This window comes from Mycobacterium sp., assembly GCF_035633495.1.
Lineage (GTDB): Bacteria > Actinomycetota > Actinomycetes > Mycobacteriales > Mycobacteriaceae > Mycobacterium.
Genome location: NZ_DASQEU010000001.1, coordinates 74,144 through 91,133 on the forward strand (window position 1 = coordinate 74,144; position 16,990 = coordinate 91,133).

Here is a 16,990-nt window from a genome sequence, read left to right on the forward strand (position 1 = left end):
GGCGCGAACTGCGGGAGACGTGGCTGTTTCGGATGGTCACCGTGGAGGGGAATCGACATGAGCTTCTTGTCCGTTGGCCGACACTAAATGATGGTGGTGCGCAGGCTTGGGGCGGCTGCAGCTGCGCTCGCGCTGGTAGCAGGCGCAACGGTCGTGATTGCACCGGCCGTCATCGCGAAGCCTGAACAGGTCGGCTTGACTTCCTGGCTGCCGCTCTTTCAGGGGCGGCCCGACGCTGACCACGACGGGTTGTACGACGATGACGAGACCGACGTCTACGGAACGAATCCGCATAACCCCGATACCGATGGCGACGGTTCCGACGACGGACAAGAAGTTTACGACGGCACCGATCCGTTGACCCCAGATCAGGGGACGACAGCATGCCCCGACGGCAACACTGTCCCGCAAGGTCAGTTCTGCCCGACGCCGACGCCGACGAAGTGTCCTGACGGGACGGTCGTTCCGCAGGGTCAGTTCTGCCCGACGCCGACGCCGATGAAGTGTCCTGACGGGACGGTGGTTCCGCAAGGTCAGTTCTGCCCGACGCCCGTGCCATGTCCGCCGAATCAAAATCGCGTCGAGGGTGCCTGCCGCTCCGCCATCTCGAGTGGGCCGATCAGGCTTCCGAGCTCCACTTTGGAGCGTGGGAACCAGGCTACCGACCAGAGCGCCGGAGCCAGCCTGTGACCGCGGGTTCACCAATTACGTGAACTAAGGCGCCAGATGTGATCCGGGGGACACGCCCTCGACGATGACTCTGCGGTGCGCGAAGCGCCAGCCGCCGTCGTTTCCATCAAACGCTGGGACGACGACGTCGCGGTAGGTGCCCCAGTGGTCCAGTCCGCGGGTGCCGATGAACTGGAAGCACGAGTAGGCCTTCGCGCTGCCGTCTGGTTGTGCCTCGACGTAGATCGAGCTCAGGTGATGACGGGCGGGCAGGAAGTCGGCGTCGACGAATCGTCCACTGGTGTGACGGAACAACGCGAGGACGCCGTCGACGCCGGTATGCCGGTCGACACCGATCTCGAGGACGCCATCGGGTGCGAACAGCTGTGCAGGCCGCTTTGCCTTGCCCGTGTCTGCGAGGTACTGGTAGGTGGTCAGCAGGTGTGTGACGCCGACGCGGATCAGCAGGTCGTCAGTCACCGTCTTTGACTTTGGCCATCTTCAGCACGTCCAGCCGCTTGTCGAGTTCTTCCTCCGACAGCTTGTCGCCGATCAGGCCGCGATCGATCACGGTCTGCCGAATCGTCTTGCGCTCCTTGAGTGCTTCCTTGGCGACCTTCGCGGCCTCCTCGTAGCCGATCGCCGAGTTGAGCGGCGTCACGATCGACGGCGACGACTCGGCCAGATCGCGCAGGTGCTGCTCGTTGGCGATCAGGCCGTCGATGCACCTCTCGGCGAACAACTTCGAGACGTTGGACAGCAGCATGAAGGACTCGAGCACGTTGCGCGCCATCATCGGGATGTAGACGTTCAGCTCGAAGGCCCCCGACAGGCCACCAACGGTGACGGCGGCGTCGTTGCCGATCACCTGCGCGGCGACCTGCGTAACTGCCTCGGGCAGAACGGGGTTGACCTTGCCCGGCATGATCGAGCTGCCCGGCTGCAGATCTGGCAGCTTCAGCTCGCCGAGACCGGTGAGGGGCCCGGAGCCCATCCAGCGCACGTCGTTGGCGATCTTGGTGAGCGACACGGCGATCGTCTTGAGTGCACCGGACGCCTCGACGAGACCATCCCGCGCGGCCTGCGCCTCGAATGAGTCCACGGCCGTGCGCAATTCGGCGATCCCCGTCTGGTCGGCGAGGACGTCGACGACCTTCGCGCCGAACCCGTCGGGTGCGTTGAGACCGGTACCGACGGCTGTGCCGCCGATGGCCAACTCGCCGAGGCGGGGAAGTGTCGCCTTGACGCGCTCGATGCCTGCCTCGATCTGTCGGGCGTAGCCGCCGAACTCCTGTCCCAGCGTCACCGGCACTGCGTCCATCAGGTGCGTACGACCGGACTTGACCACGGTGCGCCACTGCCTGGCCTTGTTGCCGAGTGACTCGTGCAGTACCTCGAGGGCCGGAATCAGTTGCCGCACAGCAGCTTCCGTTGCGGCGATGTGAGTGGCCGTGGGGAAGGTGTCATTGGAGCTCTGCGACATGTTGACGTCGTCGTTGGGGTGGACCGTCACACCGTTGACAGCGGCGATGCCCGCGATCACCTCGTTGGCGTTCATGTTCGAGCTGGTGCCCGAACCCGTCTGGAAGACGTCGATGGGGAACTGGTCGTCGTGCTGTCCGTCGGCGATCTCACTGGCCGCGGCGATGATTGCGTCGGCCTTCTCCGGCGCCAGCAGGCCGAGGTCCTTGTTCACCTGTGCGCAGGCACCCTTCAGCAGGCCGAGCGCGCGGATCTGGGTGCGCTCGAGGCCGCGGCCCGAGATCGGGAAGTTCTCGACGGCCCGCTGGGTCTGCGCACGCCAGAGCGCGGCGATGGGCACGCGCACTTCCCCCATGGTGTCGTGCTCGATGCGGTACTCGGCGTCGGCTGTCTTATCGACTGCGCTGTCGGCGGACATCTGCTCCCTGTTCGTCGGTGATGTGAGGGTGAAGCGGTGTTACGGCAGTGGGTACGCGGCGGTCTTGTCGCCCGTGAAGTCGACCGCCGAGTACTCGTTGAGCTTGGACAGCCGGTGATAGGCCTCGATCATGCGGACCGTTCCGGACTTGCTGCGCATGACGATCGACTGCGTGGTGCATCCGCCGCCGAAGTAGCGAACGCCCTGCAGCAGGTCGCCGTCGGTGACGCCGGTGGCGGAGAAGAAGACGTTCTCGCCGGACACCAGGTCCTCGGTGTGCAACACCTTGTCGAGGTCGTGACCGGCGTCGAGCGCCTTCTGACGTTCGGCGTCGTCCGTGGGCGCGAGCACGGCCTGGATGGCGCCGCCCATGCAGCGGATCGCCGCCGCGGTGATGATGCCCTCCGGGGTGCCGCCGATACCTGCAAGCATGTCGGTGCCAGAGCCGGGCCGGCACGCCGCGATGGCGCCTGCCACGTCGCCGTCGGAGATCAACCGGATCCGGGCGCCCGCGTCGCGCACGTCGGCCACCAGCCGGTCGTGGCGCGGTCGGTCCAGCACGCAGACGGTGATGTCGGCGACCGTCGACTTGCGGACCTTGGCTACGCGGCGGATGTTCTCACCGATCGGCGCGGTGATGTCGATGACGTCGACGGCGTCCGGCCCGACGGCGATCTTGTTCATGTAGAACACCGCCGACGGATCGAACATGGCGCCACGTTCGGCGACCGCGAGCACCGCGATGGCGTTGGGCATGCCCTTGCTCATTAGCGAGGTGCCGTCGACCGGATCGACGGCGAAGTCGCAGTCCGGCCCGTCGCCGTTGCCGACCTCTTCGCCGTTGTAGAGCATCGGCGCGTTGTCCTTCTCGCCCTCTCCGATGACCACGACGCCGCGCATCGAGACCGAGTTCACCAGCTCGCGCATGGCGTCGACGGCCGCACCGTCGCCGCCCTCTTTGTCGCCGCGTCCCACCCAGCGGCCCGCCGCCATCGCGCCCGCCTCGGTGACACGCACCAACTCGAGGGCGAGGTTGCGATCGGGGGCTTCGCGTCGAGGCGTCATGGCTGCAGATTCTCCCATTAGTGGTTCTGCGTTTGAGAGCTGGGATACTGGCAAGGTGACCACACCCCACGCGGCCCCGGAGCCGAGGCCGGCCAAGGCGCGGCTGTTGCAGGACGGCCGCGACATGTTCTGGTCGATGGCGCCACTGGTGCTGGTGTGCATCGTGCTCGCAGGTGTGCTCGGGATGTGCTCGTTCGCGCCGAACGGGCCAGGTCAGGCGCCTGTGTTGCCCTATGACACCGCGGCCGCCCTGAAGGCCGACGCCGAGACGCTCAAGATCCCGATCCGGATGCCCGAGTTGCCCGACGGCTGGCGCGCCAACTCGGGTTCGCGCGCCAGCATCGACGGCGGCAGGACCGACGCGGCGGGTAAGCCGGCGCGGGCCGTCATCTCCCGCACGGGCTTCTTGGCGCCGACGGGCATGTTCGTCAGCCTGACGCAGAGCGACGCCGACGAGCAGAGCCTCATCAGGTCGATCGACAACGACCTGGCCCCGACGGGCACGCAGGACGTGAACGGCGTTCGGTGGATCGTCTACGAGGGCGGCGAGGACTCGCAGCCCGTGTGGACGACCCGGCTGAAGGGTCCGACGGGTCCGGCGCAGATCGCGGTGACGGGCCCCGCAGGTACCGACGAGTACCGTACGCTGGCGGCGGCCACGCAGTCGCAGCCGCCGTTGCCCGTCCGCTAGGAGCGCCACATGTCCTCACCGGAGGCCGACCTGACCGGATGGACGCCCGAACCGTTCACCGCCGAGGGATTCACCTACGACGTGTACCGCAACGGCGAGGGCCCGGGAGTGGTGCTGATTCCCGAGATGCCCGGACTCCATCCCGGTGTACTCGCGCTCGGTAATCACTTGGTGGACAACGGGTTCACCGTCGCGGCGCCGTCCCTCTACGGCACGCCGGGGGCGCCGGGAGTCAGGCTGGGCGCGGTGCCGGTGATGCTGCGTGGCTGTGTGGCAAAGGAATTCGCCGCGTTCGCGACCAACGCCGACCGTCCGATCGCCCACTACCTCCGCGCGTTGGCCCGTGACCTCAACGGTCGGACACCGGGAAGGGGCGTCGGCGTCATCGGCGAGTGCTGGAGCGGTGGCTTCGCATTGGCGGCCGCCGTGGACGACAGTGTGCTGGCCCCTGTGCTGAGCCAACCGGCGCTGCCGATAGGGCTGACGGCGAAGCAGAAGGCCGATCCTGGCCTGTCCGAAGCCGAGTTGAAGATCGTCGAACGCCGGGCAGCCGAAGAGGGCCTGTGCGCGCTGGGTCTGCGGTTCAGCGAGGACCCGATGTCACCCGGTGCTCGCTTCTCGACGCTGAAGGCGCGGCTCGGTGATGTCTTCGAGGTGATCGAGATCAATTCGAAGAAGGGCAACGAGCACGGCTTCGGCAAGATGGCTCATTCGGTGCTGACCTTGGAGGTACGCGAAGTCGACGGGCACCCTGCCTACGAGGCCCGCAAGCGGGTCGTCGAGTTCCTCACTCAGCGGCTGTTGCCGGCGTAGCAGCGCTCTGCGCCCGTCGGCGTTCTTCGTCGCTCCGAGCCCAAAGCCGATCTCGTGCCTTCGTGATGAGGCGGGCGATGGGGCCCGGGGCCTTCGGCTCGTCCTCGTCCTCGTCAGCGGGGTCGTCGATCGGCACGCCCTTGAAGACCGCGAGGTAGACGCTGATGGTCGTGACGATGACGATCATCAGCACCGGGCCGATGATGATTCCCAGGAACCCGAACATGGTGATGCCTGCGAACACCGCCAGCAGCATCAGTGCGGAATCCAGGCGGGCCTGACGGGGGATCAGGATCGGACGCAGGACGTTGTCGATGTTGGTCACCACGACCAGGTGCCACGCGACGACGAAGATGCCCCCGAAGACGTTGCCGAAGAAAATCATTCCGATGCCGAACGGGATGCTGACGATCCCGCCACCGAGCGGGATCACCGAGAGCGCCGAGAGCAAGATCGCGAAGATGAAGAAACCTTCGTGAAAGCCGGCCAGGTAGATCGAGACCGCGCCTGCGAGGCCCTGGGCGAGGGCGATGACGAACTGGCCGAACACCGCGCCGCGCACCATCGCACCCATCTTCTCCAGATAGAGGTCGGTGACATCCTCTCCCAGCGGGTTGAGCTTGCGGATGAGCGTCTGCACGCGTTCGCGGTTGGTGAGTAGCGAGATGAACACGTAGATGAAGAGGACGGCTGCGGTGATCCCACCGGCGAGCCCGCCCACGGCGCCCTGCAGGAACCCCAGGGCGTACTCGCCCGCACGTTGCGCGACGATGCTCATCCGCTCCTGCAACAGTTCCGGCGTCACGTTCACGTTGGCGAGGAAGGGGATCCTGTCGACGGCGTCGTTGACGAACTTCAGCGCCTGATCGCCGAGCGAGCTGAGGTCGGTCCGAGACACCCAGGCCGAGACGCTGCGGACCATCGCGCTGATCTGCACGACCGCCAGCAAGATGAGCAGACTCAACGGGATGATCACCGCGAAGATCGCCGCCAGCAGCGTGAACGTCACCGAGAGGCCCCGGTTGAAACGACCGAGAAACCAGTCGAAGAGCGGATTGAACAAATAGGCCGCGACCGCAGCCACGACGATGAGCATGAAGTAGCCGCGCAGGAAGTACGCGCCGAACGCCAGCGCGACCAGGGTGGCGATGGCGAGCGCACGCTTCTGTGTCTCGGTGAACTCCGTCTTCATGGCCACGGGGTGATCCTACGGCGACGCCAATTTCATCACGTGGCCGATGATGTCGGGGTAGCGCTTCATGTGGGCGCCGCCGTTGAGGTCGAGCACCTCACCGGTGAGCCACGCCGCCTTGGTCAGGAACAGCACGGCCTCGGCGACGTCCTCCGGCGTGCCCGCCCGACCGAGTGGCGTGTTCTCGACGTACTCCTCGACGACGCCGGGGACCATGGCGGCGCCTTCGGTGAGCGGGGTGTGCACGAAGCCTGGTGCGACGGCGTTGACCCGGATGCCGCGCGGCGCGAGTTCCAGCGCAGCGACCTGGGTCAGCATCGACAGACCTGCCTTCGCGGAGCAGTAGGCGGCCATGCCGACGGCGGGCTGGCGACCGTTGAGAGACGAGATCGACACCAGCGATCCGCCGTCGGTGAGATGGCGGCCCGCGTACTTGGCGACGATGAACGCGCCGGTCAGGCAGACGTCGACGACGGACCGGAACTGTTCGACGGCCATGTCGACGATCAGCCCGATGGTCGAGAACCCGGCGCAGCTGACCACGGCGTCGACGGATCCGGTCTGCTCGAAGAGCGCTGCGACGGAGTCCTCGTCGCTGACGTCGACGAACTCACCGCGGTTCGGGTCGCCCAGTTCCGCCGCGCGGTTCCTGGCGCCCTCGAGGTTCAGATCGGCGATGACGACCCGATAGCCGTCGGCGGACAGCGTCTGCGCAGACGCCCAGCCGATGCCGGAGGCGCCGCCGACGACGATCGCGGTGCTCATGGCGTACCCCTGTCAGGTCGTGGATCGGCCCACTTCTCGGCGATCGCGCCCCACGGGTCGGCGTACGGCGCGGTGCGGCCGTAGTAGGCGGCGCGGCGGGTGAAGATAGCCTTGGTCAGCGGCGCGGCGACGCGCAGGAGGTGGCGTCCGATGCCCGCCTTGTTGGCCGTCTCGATGAGCATCTCGGGCCACGAATGATGTTGGTGGCGAAGCACTTCCTGAGCGCGGGTGGTGTCCATCCAGTCGGTGTTGAACCAGTCCTCGTCGCTGTCGGGGTTGCCCTTCAGCCCGGTGGGCAGACCGCCGACGAGGCCCATCGCGGCCGCCATGGCCGGGGCCACGTCGCCCTGGATCAACCGGTGTGTGTCGTCACCGCCGATGAGCAGGGTCTCGCCGACGGCATCTGCGGTGGTGGCGGCCGCGAAGGCCCGTGCCACGTCTCGCACGTCGACGGTCTGAAGCCTGCCGTCGGTGGGCAGTAGCCCCTCGAAGTACAGGTCGTCCAACTTCATGTAGGCCGCCAGGTCGACGGTGAGCACGCCGCCGAGTCGCAGGATCACCCAATCGAGCGACGATGCGCGAACCAGTTTCTCGGCGGCCACCTTGTGTGCGCCGTAGACGTCGGCGGGGTTGAGCGGAGTATCGGCTGTCAGCACGTCGGGGTGCGTGTGTGGGTTGCGCGCGCCGTACACCGCGATACTGGACGCGAGCACGAACCGGGGAGGGCTGGGTTGCCTCTCGGCGGCCGCCACGAGGGATGCCGTGGCGCCGACGTTGACCTTCTCGGCCAGCGCGCGGCGCATGTAGATGAACGGCGGGATGATCGCGGCCAGGTGGATGATGGCCGTCGGCGCGATGCCCGCGATCAGCGCGTCGACTGCTGCGGGATCGGTGAGGTCGGCGTACTGCACCTCGACACCGGACGGCAGCTTCTCCGCGGCCTTGCGATTGGCTGGGATGTCGAGGTCGGTGGCCACCACCCTGCGGCCATCGGCGGCGAGCCGTTTCACCGTCGACGATCCCACCAGCCCGAAGCCGCCCGTCACCAGTACGGCGTCCGTCATGTAACTCCCTCGTCGTCACTAGAACGTGTTGCAGGCATCATTGCCTAGACCGTTGGTCTTCACCAGGGTCGCCCTTCGGCTGGGGGTGGGTCACGGCCGCTTCGCGCACCGGAACCCGACGTGGCTCATCCCGGTGTCGACCATCTGCGGGCGGCGCGCGGCAGGCCGATAGCGCAGGCAGTAACTGTCCGCGCACAAGAACGATCCACCCTTGACGACCTTGCGGGCGATTTTGAACTGGGGCTGAGCAGGATCGTAACTGTCTGCTGCACAACATGATTCGACGGCCTTGTCCTCGGTCCACCAGTCGGTTGTCCACTCCCAGACGTTGCCTGCCATGTCGAAGAGGCCGTAGTCGTTGGCGGCGAAACCTCCGACCGGCTGGGTGCTGCCGTAACCGGTGTCGGGCAGAAAGGGGAACTCGCCGTGCCAGTAGTTGGCCAGTTTCTGGCCGGGTGCCTCGGGCTCGTCGCCCCACGTGTACGTCGTGCCGTCGAGGCCACCGCGGGCCGCGACCTCCCACTGTGACTCCGTCGGCAGCGCGAGGTTCGCCCACTGGGCATACGCCTCGGCGTCGCCGAATGCGACGTGGACGACGGGGTGCTGCTCGCGACCGCGCACCGACGACCTCGGCCCGCGGGGATGGTTCCAGCAGGCGCCGGGCGTCCACGTCCACCATTGGCTGAGGTGCCGCAGATCGACCGGTCCCGCGGTGCGGTGAAAGACCATCGACCCGGGCTGCAGGTTCTCCGGCGGCGCATCGGGATAGTCGCCGGGATCGGGTGGCCGCTCGGCGACGGTGACGTAACCGGTGGCGTCGACGAACGCGGCGAAGTTGGCGTTGGTCACTTGATGGGACTGCAACCAGAAGCCATCGACGGTGACCTCGCGGACGGGGGCTTCCTCGGAGTAGTGGGCCTCGGAGCCAAGGCGCGCGGTCTGCCGCGGGATCCAGGCGAATCCATCAGTCGAGTCAGGCAAAGACGGTCGTCCAGTCGTTGCGCATGCTGACCACGGTCCAGCCGTGTTGCGCGGCCTGCTCGAGCGCCTGCTCCGCCCCTGTGACGTAATCGAATTCGCGGACTGCGTCGTCGTGAAGAAGCATCAGGCACAGCGACGGTGACGCAGATGCTCTGGTGAATTCCAGCATCTCGACGTCGCCGTTGGAGTTGCCCGCCGCCAGGATGGGTCGCCTGCCGATCCTGCTCCACAGCCGGACCGGCTTTACCGGTCCATCGTCGAAGAACTCCGGTTGGGCGGTGGTGTGCACGTCGTTGTCGCGATAGACGAGACCCACCGAACTGCCGACGACGCGTTCGGGCGGGATGCCGTACATCACCGACGTGACCGGACGCATGAAGTCCCGGCCGCCACCGGAGACGATGTAGTTCGTGAAGCCGTTGGCCTCGAGGTCGCGCAGCAACTCGACCATCGGCGCATAACCCACTGATGTGTAGGGCAGGCCGAGGGTCGGGTGCTTCGCCTCGGCGAAGAACGCCTTGACGCGATCGGCGTGTTCTTCGACCGTGATGTCGCTGTGCGCCGAAAGTACCGCTGCCAGAATGGTTTTGAAACCCGTGTCGTCCCCTTGGTAGTGCTTGGTGACGGCGTCGCCGAACCACTTCAGGTCGCCCGCGGCGGCGGCTTCGTAGGGCTGTCGGTCGGCCAACGCAGGGTCTTCGGTGGCCTGCGCGGCGAATCGGCGGATCAGGAAGTCCAACTGCACGTAGGCGGGCTTCTCGCACCACAGGGTGCCGTCGTTGTCGAATACCGCCACCCGCGCCTCGGGGGCGACGAAGTCGGGCCCGTCGGCCGTGACCCGGGTGACGAAGTCGACGATCGCCGTCTTGGTGGGACCCTCGGTCCAGGAGTCGAGCATCAAACCTCCGTCAGCATGGTGAGTTCCCTCGCTAGGGTGTCGATGAATCGAATCGAACGTGCGGGCGCAACGCTATGCGGGAGCGACCGTCCCTGTCAGGGCTTGCGTCATCTTCGCAACCCCGACTCAAGCCGGTGCCGGAACGGGCAACGCCGCGCCCTTCATCTCGGCGTACAGGTCGGTGTAGTACGGCAAGCAGTCGGCCATGGCGGCTTCGGTGGTGTACATCGGGCGGTAGCCCAGGTCACGCTCGGCCTTGGCGGTCGAGAAGTAGTTGTCGAGGTAGACGCGTTCCACCGCAAGCGGTTCCAGCAGCGGCTGCGGCAGACCGCAGCGGAAGTGCAGCCACTGCCACACCGACATCACCGCGTGGACGAGCCGTCCCGACACCCGGAACCTCGGCCAGCGGTGACCGCACGCCTCGATCACCGGCCGAGAGAACTCGAACATGTTGATCGGCTCGCCGTCGTTGATGAAGTACGCCTGGCCGGGCGCCGATCCACCGGGCACCAGATGCTCGCCGGCGAGGATGAAGCCGTGAATCAGATTGTGCACGTAGGAGTTGTCGAGTTTCACTTCCTTGCTTCCGACGAGCACCTTGACGTGGCCCGCCAGCACGCTCTCGAACAGCTTGCGGAACATGGTCTGGTCGCCGCGGCCCCAGATGCCACTGGGCCGGATGCTGCAGGTGAGCATGCCGTCGGCGCCGTTCTGGGACAGCACGAACTTCTCGGCCGCCACCTTGGTCTCGGTGTAGAGGTCGGCGAATCGCGTGGTGTAGAGCAGGGTCTCGTCACCTCCGGTGATGCGTTGACCGCCCATCACGACGCTGTTGGACGCGGTATAGACGAATCGCTGCACGCCGGCCGCCTGCGCCGCACGCACCAGGGTCTGGGTACCGCCGACGTTGACGGCGAAGCTGCGCTCGCGGGCCGGCGCGGAGCCGCCCATCAGGTCGATGACCGCAGCGGTGTGGATGACGGTGTCGATGCCCTCGACGGCCTGCGTCACGTCGCTGGCGTCGGTGATGTCCCCGACGACCGTCTGGAGCCCGTCACGCGGGGGGAGTGGCGACGGCGCCCGGTCGAAGGACCGGACCTGGTGGCCGCGGTCGAGCAACTCGGTCACGAGGTTGGTGCCGACGAAACCGGAGCCGCCGGTCACGAGCACGCGGCCAAGAGCAGTGGTCAGAGTTGAGTCACCCTTGCGGCGAGAATAACTGAAACGTGTTCCAGTTTCGACCACCTAGGGGTCAGGTGATTCCCTTCTCAAGGCTCCTCGTCGTCCCGGGAGGCCAGCGCCGTCTCCACCTTCTCGCGGGCGCCCGCGAGATGCTCTTCGCACCGTTTTGCCAGCTCTTCGCCCCTTTCCCAGAGTTTGAGCGAGGCGTCGAGATCAAGTCCACCCTGCTCGAGTTGGCGCACCACCTCGATGAGCTCATCGCGGGATTCTTCGTACCCCATTTTACTAATGGGCTTCATTTGATCCCTCGCTGATCGCGGTGATGGCGCCGTCGGCGACGCGTATGCGGAGTCGGGTGCCTGCGGGCGCGTCCACCGTCGACCTGAGGACAGCCCTCGATCCCGACGCGATCTGGACCACGGCGTACCCCCGCGCCAGGGTGGCTGCCGGTCCCAGTGTGGCGAGCCGCGCCGACAGGTGCCCGACGCTGCGGGCTTCTGCCTCGAGTAGCCGGAAGACGTCGCGGCGGGCGGTTTCCCGGGCGCGGTGGATCTCCTCGGCGCGGGCGGTGAGGGCCGCCAGCGGTTGCGCCAACACCGGGCGGCTACGTAGCTGACTCAGCGTGTGCTGTTCCCGATGCACCCAGTTGCGCAGGGCCCGCGCGCTGCGGCCGCACAGATCGGCCACCAAGGCCTGTTCTGCCGCTGCGTCGGGCACCACCCGTTTGGCCGCGTCGGTCGGGGTGGCGGCGCGCACGTCGGCGACCAGATCGCACAGCGGGTTGTCGGGTTCGTGACCGATGGCACTGATCACCGGTGTCGAGCACTTCGCGATCTCGCGGCACAACGTCTCGTCGGAGAAGGGCAGGAGATCCTCGACGCTGCCGCCACCACGGGCGAGCACGATGACGTCGACGTCGGGATCGGCGTCCAGATCCCGAAGGGCGCCGACGATCTGCGCCACCGCGCTCGGCCCCTGCACGATCGTGTTGCGCACGGCGAAACGTACTGCAGGCCAACGTTTTTCGGCGACCGACATGACGTCCCGCTCGGCCGCAGACGCGCGACCTGTGATCAAACCGACCGTGCCGGGCAGAAACGGGATCGGACGCTTGAGGCGAGGGTCGAACAGGCCCTCGGCGTCGAGCAGCTTGCGGAGGCGGTCGATGCGGGCCAGCAGCTCGCCGATGCCGACGGCGCGGATCTGGTTGACCCGCAGCGAGAACGACCCGCGACCGACGAAGAAGCTCGGCCTGCCGTGCATGATCACCTGCGTGCCCTCGGCGAGCTTCACCGGCGCGTTGTTCACCAGCTCCCGCGGACACGTGATCTGCAGCGACATGTCGGCGGCCGGATCACGAAGCGTGATGTAGGCGGTACTGGAGTTGGGCCGAACGTTCAGCTGGGCGATCTGCCCCTCGACCCACACCGTGCCGAGCCTGTCGATCCAGTCCTTGACCATCATCGCGACAGAGCGGACCGGCCACGGATTGTCGGGAGACTTGCCCTTGGCGGGCTCGGTCACTTGGCGGTCGCGCGGGTGATCCTGTTGGCCAGCAGCGTCTGGAACGGCGCGCGCGCCTTGGTCGATTCCTCGAACGCCAACAGCGCCTCGAGATCGGTGACCTTCAGCGACGGCAATCGGGCCCGCAACTGGGCCAGGGTCAGAGACTCGTAGTCCAGTTCGGCGACGACGCCGGGCGCGGCCGCTGCGACCTTGCTCACGGGCCGGTCCTCGCGCGTCTCGGGCTCACCGGTGCTGTATAGCGCGAACCTGCCCTCGGTCAGGCGTTCGCCATTGCGTGGGGCCTGATCGCCGTCGTCGCCGAAGTCGCCGAAGTCGCCGACGGCGGCGTCCTCGTCGTCCTCGTCGAAGGTCGCCCACTCCGGTTGCTCGTCCTTGGGCGGAAAGAGCTGGTCCAGCGTCTCGTCGCCCCTGATGACCAAGTCCGCGACATCCTGCTGCATCTTCATGAACAGGTGTGCGAACTGGCTGATGACGGTCATCGGGTAGGTGATGATGGTCTGCGGAAGCCTGCGAGTTTCCTCCAGCGCGGTCACGGCCGCGCCGACCAGCAGACGGAGTCCATACGGTGCGGTAGCCATGCGTGCCAGAGTACGGGCGCTTGCGTCGGCTGGTCCCGCAAGTGGTCGTGGAAGGCCCCGGTGTCAGTACCCTGGGAGTCATGCCGCCGACGATCAACATGGGTATGCCGGGCGCCACCCGCTCGGTCGTCGCGCCAACCGACGGCAAGCGAGTGCTGCTGGCCGAGCCGCGCGGGTACTGCGCAGGCGTCGATCGCGCGGTCGAGACCGTGGAGAAGGCGCTCGAGCAACACGGCGCTCCGGTCTATGTCCGTCACGAGATCGTGCACAACCGCCACGTGGTCGAGACCCTGGCCAAGGCAGGCGCAGTCTTCGTGGACGACAACGACGAGGTGCCGGAGGGCTCGATCGTCGTCTTCTCCGCCCATGGCGTCGCCCCGACGGTGCACGAGACGGCCGCCGAGCGTGACCTGGTGGTGATCGACGCCACCTGCCCGCTGGTGACCAAGGTGCACAACGAGGCCAAGCGCTTCGCTAACGACGACTACGACATCCTGCTCGTCGGCCACGAGGGCCACGAGGAGGTCGTCGGCACCGCGGGTGAGGCTCCCGACCACGTCCAGTTGGTCGACGGTCCCGACTCGGTCGACAAGGTGACCGTGCGTGACGAGGACAAGGTCATCTGGCTCTCGCAGACCACGCTGAGCGTCGACGAGACGATGGAGACCGTAAAGCGTCTGCGTGAGCGCTTCCCCAAACTGCAGGACCCCCCCAGCGACGACATCTGCTACGCCACCCAGAACCGCCAGGTCGCCGTCAAGGCGATGGCGCCGGAGTGCGAGCTGGTGATCGTGGTCGGTTCGCGCAACTCGTCGAACTCGGTGCGGTTGGTCGAGGTGGCGCTCGGTGCCGGCTCCGACGCCTCGTACCTGGTGGACTACGCCGAGGACATCGATCCCGCGTGGCTCGACGGCGTGACGACCGTGGGCGTGACCTCCGGCGCGTCGGTGCCCGAGGTGCTGGTGCGCGGGGTGCTGGAACGGCTGGCGGAGTACGGCTACTCCACGGTGCAGCCCGTGACGACCGCGAACGAGACGCTGGTGTTCACGCTGCCGCGCGCCATCCGACCCAAGCGCAACGCTTAGACGTCGTACTCCCACGAGTCGGGCGCCGAATGCCGGGGCCGACGCGGTTTCGAGCGGTGCTCGGTCCGCGACTCGCCGTCCTCCGCCCCGCGGTAGCGCACCCGCGAGACCGGGTGATGGGTTCCGTTACTCCCGTTCGTACGGTTGGTCGACGGAGGCTCGTACGTTTCGTAGTCCGCTGAACGGGGCCGCCGCTGCGGACGTTCCGGCCGGTCGGCCCTTTCGAACCCCTCCGAACGCTCGCGTCGCTGAGGGCGGTCGTAGCGCTCCTGCTCCCGCTCGGGTCGTTCGCGGGTGCTGCCCCTGCGGTCCAATGGAGGCAGAGGCCGACGTTCGCGCGGTCCACGGGTTTCACGATCGCGGGGCTCACGTTCGCGCGGGTCGCCGGCGCGGGGGCGGCGCCGCGGCTCGGCGGGAGGATCGACCGGAGGGGTGTTGCGCCGTCGTGGCCGGCTCGGCATGGGTTCGCCGATCTCGGTCTCGGGTGGGCGGGAGTGCCGCGCGCGTCGAGAACCCGTGCCCGCGCCCGCCGCTGCGCCCGTCGACCCCTGCGAGCTGGTGGCCGCCGTTCTCGAGGTCCGACGCGGTGCGCGGGGTGCCTCGTCCTCCATGGCGCTTGCCGCGGCCGCTGCCGAGGCGGTAGCGGCCGTCGCGGCGGCACGTGCCGCCGCGTTGCGGCTGCTGCGGTGCGTCTTGGTGCCCGAGCTCGCCTGATTGGTGGCCGCCGCTACCTCTTCTGGTGCGTCGACCGTCGTGTCGGCGTCCTTCGGCGTGGCCCGTCTGGCCGCCGCGCCCAGGTACCAGCGGATCATGCCGATCAGCAGGACGGTCGCGGAGGTGAACAACATCAGCGGGAACCGCTCGATCAGCGGGTAACCGCAGTTGATCAACGTGTCCTTGATGCCGGTGAACGTGCTGCCGTGAAAGACGAAGTAGGCGAAGGGGACGGCGACGAAGAGAATCAACGGAGGCTGGATCACCGCGGTGAAGATGCCGGACTGACGGACCGCGACTACCGCGGCGAGGCAACCGAGGGCGTAGCACGCCGCGAAGACCCCGCCGAGCGCGTCGCTGCCGCTCCCAGCGTCGAAGGCGACGCCGATGGCCGTGAGGATGACTGCCACGATCGCGGCCGCCCACCAGGGGATTCCGGGGACGCGAGGCAGCACCGATCGATGGTCGGCGGCCACCGCCGACCGTCCGCGCAGTCCTGACACACGTCGACCGTACCGGCAATCGCGCAAAGAGCGCTGACAGCACGCGGTGGCGTGCCCGAGCACGGGGCCTACACTGTCCAATCCGTGGGCCTCAACCTCGGAATCGTCGGATTACCCAACGTCGGAAAGTCAACGCTCTTCAACGCGTTGACACGCAATGACGTGCTCGCCGCCAACTACCCGTTCGCCACCATCGAGCCGAACGAAGGCGTGGTCGCGCTGCCCGACCCGCGGCTCGACAAGTTGGCCGAGATCTTCTCGTCGGAGAAGAGCGTGCCTGCGCCGGTCACGTTCGTGGACATCGCGGGCATCGTGAAGGGGGCGTCGGAGGGGGCCGGGCTTGGAAACAAGTTCCTGGCCAACATTCGCGAGTGCGACGCCATCTGTCAGGTGGTTCGGGTGTTCGCCGACGACGACGTCGTGCACGTCGACGGCAAGGTCGACCCCAAGTCCGACATCGAGGTGATCGAGACCGAGCTGATCCTGGCCGACCTCCAGACGCTGGAGAAGGCAGTGCCGCGGCTGGAGAAGGAAGCGCGGAACAACAAGGACCGCAAACCGATTCACGAAGCCGCCGTGGCCGCGCAGATGACGCTCGACGGGGGGACCACGCTCTTCGCCGCGGGTGTCGACGCCTCGCTGCTGCGCGAGCTGAACCTGATGACCACCAAGCCGTTCCTCTACGTGTTCAACGCCGACGAGTCGGTGCTGACCGACGACGCACGCAAGGCCGAGTTGCGGGAGTTGGTGGCGCCCGCCGACGCGGTGTTCCTCGACGCGAAGATCGAGGCCGAGTTGCAGGAGCTCGACGACGAGTCGGCTGCCGAGCTGCTGGAGTCGATCGGTCAGACCGAGAAGGGCCTGGATGCGCTGGCGCGAGCCGGCTTTCACACGCTCAAGCTGCAGACCTACCTGACCGCCGGGCCCAAGGAGTCACGGGCCTGGACCATCCACCGGGGTGACACCGCCCCCAAGGCCGCAGGCGTCATCCACACCGACTTCGAGAAGGGTTTCATCAAGGCCGAGATCGTCTCGTTCGACGATCTGGTCGCCGCGGGCTCGATGGCCGCGGCAAAGTCGGCGGGCAAGGTGCGCATGGAGGGCAAGGACTACGTGATGGTCGACGGCGACGTGGTCGACTTCCGCTTCAACGTCTGATGACCGCCCCGGCACCCATCGAGAGGGGCCGGGCATGAAGACGAGCGCCGGCCTGCTGGTCTTCCGGATCCGCAAGGAGCGGCTCGAGGTGTTCATCGCCCACATGGGTGGCCCGCTCTGGGCCAACCGGGACAAGCCCGGCTGGTCGATCCCCAAGGGCGAGCTCGACCCGGGCGAAGAACCGCTCGAGGCGGCACTCCGGGAG

General features: G+C 67.2%; 19 protein-coding genes. 6 read left to right on the plus strand and 13 right to left on the minus strand.

The features are described 5' to 3' along the window. Positions 1-87 precede the first annotated feature (87 nt). Positions 88-690 carry a hypothetical protein gene (locus VET27_RS00435; protein ID WP_526514418.1) on the plus strand — a complete coding sequence of 201 codons (603 nt, stop codon included), beginning with the start codon at positions 88-90 and terminating at the stop codon, positions 688-690. 24 nt (positions 691-714) lie between these two features. On the opposite strand, the gene VET27_RS00440 is transcribed toward VET27_RS00435, so the two are convergent. Genes VET27_RS00440 through glpX form a run of 3 tightly spaced genes read right to left on the minus strand, consistent with a single transcriptional unit; the run spans position 715 to position 3,634 of the window. Further along, a complete protein-coding gene (locus VET27_RS00440) occupies positions 715-1,149 on the minus strand; it encodes a nuclear transport factor 2 family protein (RefSeq protein ID WP_526514419.1) in 435 nt (144 codons plus the stop codon). Continuing rightward, positions 1,142-2,569: a class II fumarate hydratase gene (locus tag VET27_RS00445; protein ID WP_526514420.1), complete on the minus strand. Its 1,428-nt coding sequence runs from the start codon at positions 2,567-2,569 to the stop codon at positions 1,142-1,144. The genes VET27_RS00440 and VET27_RS00445 overlap by 8 nt, the downstream gene beginning before the upstream one ends. A gap of 39 nt (positions 2,570-2,608) precedes the next feature. Further along, entirely contained in the window at positions 2,609-3,634 is a 1,026-nt protein-coding gene (glpX, locus tag VET27_RS00450; protein ID WP_526514421.1) for a class II fructose-bisphosphatase, read from the minus strand. On the opposite strand from glpX, the gene VET27_RS00455 reads away from it, so the two are divergent. Both VET27_RS00455 and VET27_RS00460 read left to right on the plus strand, forming a co-directional pair. Continuing rightward, positions 3,633-4,325, plus strand: a complete 693-nt coding sequence (locus VET27_RS00455; protein WP_526514422.1) for a DUF4245 family protein — start codon at positions 3,633-3,635, stop codon at positions 4,323-4,325. The genes glpX and VET27_RS00455 overlap by 2 nt on opposite strands. A gap of 9 nt (positions 4,326-4,334) precedes the next feature. Then, positions 4,335-5,138, plus strand: a complete 804-nt coding sequence (locus VET27_RS00460; RefSeq protein WP_526514423.1) for a dienelactone hydrolase family protein — start codon at positions 4,335-4,337, stop codon at positions 5,136-5,138. Here the strand turns inward: VET27_RS00460 and VET27_RS00465 are convergent. From VET27_RS00465 to VET27_RS00505, 9 genes are all read right to left on the minus strand, one after another. Beyond that, a complete protein-coding gene (locus VET27_RS00465; protein WP_526514437.1) occupies positions 5,113-6,330 on the minus strand; it encodes an AI-2E family transporter in 1,218 nt (405 codons plus the stop codon). The genes VET27_RS00460 and VET27_RS00465 overlap by 26 nt on opposite strands. Positions 6,331-6,345: 15 nt before the next feature. Continuing rightward, positions 6,346-7,095: an SDR family NAD(P)-dependent oxidoreductase gene (locus tag VET27_RS00470; RefSeq protein ID WP_526514424.1), complete on the minus strand. Its 750-nt coding sequence runs from the start codon at positions 7,093-7,095 to the stop codon at positions 6,346-6,348. Then, positions 7,092-8,159, minus strand: coding sequence for an NAD-dependent epimerase/dehydratase family protein (locus tag VET27_RS00475; RefSeq protein WP_526514425.1), 1,068 nt, complete (start codon positions 8,157-8,159; stop codon positions 7,092-7,094). The genes VET27_RS00470 and VET27_RS00475 overlap by 4 nt, the downstream gene beginning before the upstream one ends. 90 nt (positions 8,160-8,249) lie before the next feature. Then, the gene (locus tag VET27_RS00480; RefSeq protein ID WP_526514426.1) at positions 8,250-9,140 is read right to left on the minus strand and encodes a formylglycine-generating enzyme family protein; all 891 of its coding nucleotides are present in this window, start codon (positions 9,138-9,140) and stop codon (positions 8,250-8,252) included. After that, positions 9,133-10,038 (minus strand): HAD family hydrolase, encoded by a 906-nt coding sequence (locus VET27_RS00485; protein ID WP_526514427.1) that lies wholly within the window; start codon positions 10,036-10,038, stop codon positions 9,133-9,135. Before VET27_RS00485 ends, VET27_RS00480 begins: the two co-directional genes overlap by 8 nt. Before the next feature lie 126 nt (positions 10,039-10,164). Further along, entirely contained in the window at positions 10,165-11,208 is a 1,044-nt protein-coding gene (locus tag VET27_RS00490; RefSeq protein WP_526514428.1) for a 3-beta-hydroxysteroid dehydrogenase, read from the minus strand. Positions 11,209-11,306: 98 nt separating this feature from the next. Further along, a complete protein-coding gene (locus VET27_RS00495) occupies positions 11,307-11,519 on the minus strand; it encodes an exodeoxyribonuclease VII small subunit (protein WP_526514429.1) in 213 nt (70 codons plus the stop codon). Continuing rightward, positions 11,506-12,744: an exodeoxyribonuclease VII large subunit gene (xseA, locus tag VET27_RS00500; RefSeq protein WP_526514430.1), complete on the minus strand. Its 1,239-nt coding sequence runs from the start codon at positions 12,742-12,744 to the stop codon at positions 11,506-11,508. Before xseA ends, VET27_RS00495 begins: the two co-directional genes overlap by 14 nt. Continuing rightward, on the minus strand, positions 12,741-13,325 hold the full coding sequence (locus VET27_RS00505) for a lipid droplet-associated protein (protein ID WP_526514431.1): 585 nt from the start codon (positions 13,323-13,325) through the stop codon (positions 12,741-12,743). Before VET27_RS00505 ends, xseA begins: the two co-directional genes overlap by 4 nt. Before the next feature lie 80 nt (positions 13,326-13,405). Between VET27_RS00505 and VET27_RS00510 the strand changes: the two genes are divergently transcribed. Further along, the gene (locus tag VET27_RS00510; RefSeq protein ID WP_526514432.1) at positions 13,406-14,410 is read left to right on the plus strand and encodes a 4-hydroxy-3-methylbut-2-enyl diphosphate reductase; all 1,005 of its coding nucleotides are present in this window, start codon (positions 13,406-13,408) and stop codon (positions 14,408-14,410) included. Here VET27_RS00510 and VET27_RS00515 read toward each other — a convergent pair. Further along, positions 14,407-15,627, minus strand: coding sequence for a DUF6542 domain-containing protein (locus VET27_RS00515; protein ID WP_526514433.1), 1,221 nt, complete (start codon positions 15,625-15,627; stop codon positions 14,407-14,409). The genes VET27_RS00510 and VET27_RS00515 overlap by 4 nt on opposite strands. Before the next feature lie 84 nt (positions 15,628-15,711). Between VET27_RS00515 and ychF the strand changes: the two genes are divergently transcribed. Together ychF and VET27_RS00525 are read left to right on the plus strand one after the other, a co-directional pair. Next, positions 15,712-16,785: a redox-regulated ATPase YchF gene (gene ychF / locus VET27_RS00520; RefSeq protein WP_526514434.1), complete on the plus strand. Its 1,074-nt coding sequence runs from the start codon at positions 15,712-15,714 to the stop codon at positions 16,783-16,785. Positions 16,786-16,819: 34 nt separating this feature from the next. Then, positions 16,820-16,990, plus strand: a 171-nt coding sequence (locus VET27_RS00525) for an NUDIX domain-containing protein (protein ID WP_526514438.1), incomplete at its 3' end; no start/stop codon positions are given.